General features: G+C 62.7%; 3 protein-coding genes. 1 reads left to right on the top strand and 2 read right to left on the bottom strand.

What is annotated here, in order from left to right; genetic code table 11:
- The coding region (locus WEA77_RS12380; protein ID WP_368068192.1) for a type IV secretory system conjugative DNA transfer family protein at window positions 1-821 on the bottom strand (821 nt) is incomplete at its 3' end.
- 319 nt (window positions 822-1,140) lie between these two features.
- The gene (locus WEA77_RS12375; RefSeq protein WP_368068191.1) at window positions 1,141-1,683 is read right to left on the bottom strand and encodes an Lrp/AsnC family transcriptional regulator; all 543 of its coding nucleotides are present in this window, start codon (window positions 1,681-1,683) and stop codon (window positions 1,141-1,143) included.
- A gap of 234 nt (window positions 1,684-1,917) precedes the next feature.
- Between WEA77_RS12375 and WEA77_RS12370 the strand changes: the two genes are divergently transcribed.
- Window positions 1,918-2,109, top strand: a complete 192-nt coding sequence (locus tag WEA77_RS12370) for a hypothetical protein (RefSeq protein WP_368068190.1) — start codon at window positions 1,918-1,920, stop codon at window positions 2,107-2,109.
- Window positions 2,110-2,225: the final 116 nt, after the last annotated feature.

The raw sequence follows: 2,225 nt of genomic DNA, 5'->3' as shown, positions 1-2,225 counted from the left end.
ACCACGCTCAGCGACTTGCGGGCGAGCGGCTCGGCGTAGAGCACATGCAGGATCACGCCCTCCATCACCTGGCGCGCCGCCTTGTCCCAGAAATCCGAATGGCGGCCATCGCCTGCCGGGTCGGCGATGATGGCGACGATGTTCTGGACATCGCGCACTTCGTTGACGCCGCGGCGCACTTCGAGGAGCGGATTGAACGCCGCAGAGAGCGGTGATGTCGGCGCAAAGCGGATCACCGGCCCGAGCGTTTCGCGGAAGCCCCCCGTGCCCGGGAACCCATGGCCCGGATCGCCGTCTGCAAGCTCACCCTTCACATCAAGGACGACCGCCGAGCCGCCCCAGGCGAGCAGTGTCGGCACGATATGTCCCCTGCCCTTGCCCGACCGCGAGGCGCCGATCAGCAGCTGGTGGCCCGGCCCGTCATGGCAGAGGATCTCGCCGTCCAGCTTGCCGAGCACGGTGCCACTTTGCGCGAGGAGGCCCGCCGCCCTCGCATCAGCGAACGTGCCCCACGCCGCCGCGCCGAAGGGCTTCAGCTTGTTCTGGCGCCGCACAAGGAAAGCGGCCGGCGCAAACGCCGCCAGCAGCCCGGCAAAGAGGATGGCGTGAGCAAGCTCGAAGGGGCGCGGGAAGTCTTCGGCGAAAGCCGATGACCAGCCAAGTACCGCCCACGGAGGATAGAGGACAAGCTTATCAGATAAGGCGATCCGGCTGCCGAGCGCGGCGTGATGATCAAAGACGCCGGCAACAAACTGCGTCGCCGCGCTCATGCCAGCCATGAAGATCAGGATGCAAGCTGTCGCAGCAATGGCGAAACGCATGACCAGCCCCGGTTCAAGCCGCCAGAACGAGCTCCAGGCGACGGGGTCATCACCGCCGAGGAAACGGTTTGAAACCAGCCGTAACGCTTGGCGCGCGAGCGCTGCCTTCCTTGGGATTTGGGGCGATGTTCGCGAAATTCGCCAGATCGGACTGCGCGGCTGGCGAAACTCTTCATCCGGTGACGGACTTTTTAAGGAATTCGCGGAACCTGCGCCGTCTGGTCTCAGGCCGTAAGGCGCCTGCGTTAACCGTCAGGTATTCGCGCGGTTGTGGAATTAAGCGCGCTGGGCCTGTTTCGCAAGCGGAGATTGCGACCGGCTAGGCCTGGCCGGTTTCGAGCTGGGGATGAGGGACAGCCCGTTTGACGATACGGGCAACCGGCCGGAGCTGGGCGCGGTCAATGAACTCGGCACCCGGATCAATTGACGCCTTGAGAGCCGGCCAGTGTGCGGCGTTCCTGAGCGCGGCTTTGAGGATCAGATCGAACTCGCCGATAAACTCAATCGCTTCCATGACTTCAGGTGCGTCCGCGACCGCCTTATCAAACCTGCCGCGTTCGTCTGCACGGTGGCGGGTAAAGGCAATATCGATCCAGAATATCGGCCAGGCCTCGAAGATGCTCTCGTCGAGCTCGGCCATGTAGCGCAGGACAGCACCGGATTCCTCCAGCCGGCGCAGGCGGTGAAGCGTGCCGCTGTGCGATAGCTGGATACGTTCTGCGATCGCCTGGATCGATTCGCGCGCGCCGGTCTGCAGCAGGCGGAGGATCTTGAGATCGGTCGCGTCGAGGCGCGCGCCGGAGGGCGCGTAAAGGGCTGGCACCTGCTGCACCGGCAATTGTTTGCGTTTGTCGGCGGTCATTCAGTCATCGGGACGTTAGTTGGTGGAGACCCGGCTATCTACCATAAGGTGCTTAACGTTCACCTAAACTGGAACTTTGACTTGTATTCTGTACGGAGTACTCCGCGTCGACTAGGCGTCCGCTTCTTGCCAGAACGCTGGTAGTCGAAGAGCGCATCTCGCCCAGCAATGATGTTTAATCAGCCAGTGGCGACCGGGCTGGCTGCGCCGCAGAGCATAACAGAGAAGACCAGCATGGAGGCGATCCCTGACCGTCTTGGCATACCGCATGAAGTTGCGCTCGACCGCCGCCTGGCGCTCTTCGTTCGCGAGATAAGATTCTTCGGTATCGTCTTTGGTCCACGCATAGATCGACGCGATACTTCGGCGAGCGTGATGGACCATTTCAGCGGGCGAGATCTTGCTGCGCCGCTCAGAAGACATTGACGAGTTCGGCGTTCACGCGCCGCTTCAAGTTCTTCGTGTTGTCGAGCCCCCGCCGTGAGATCACATCGACGGGGCGACCGAGGATCGCTTCGAGTTGGTCCTGGATCTGCGCCAGC

The sequence above is a fragment of the Hyphomonas sp. genome (genome assembly GCF_040882205.1).
Taxonomy (GTDB): Bacteria; Pseudomonadota; Alphaproteobacteria; order Caulobacterales; family Hyphomonadaceae; genus Hyphomonas.
Note: the sequence above shows the minus strand (reverse complement) of the source record. Positions and strands in the feature narration are given on the sequence as shown.

Excerpts from the sequence above, each read along its gene's own strand:
- WEA77_RS12375 (WP_368068191.1), bottom strand. The coding sequence starts at position 1,683 with ATGACCGCCGACAAACGCAAACAATTGCCGGTGCAGCAGGTGCCAGCC.
- WEA77_RS12370 (WP_368068190.1), top strand. The coding sequence starts at position 1,918 with ATGGAGGCGATCCCTGACCGTCTTGGCATACCGCATGAAGTTGCGCTC.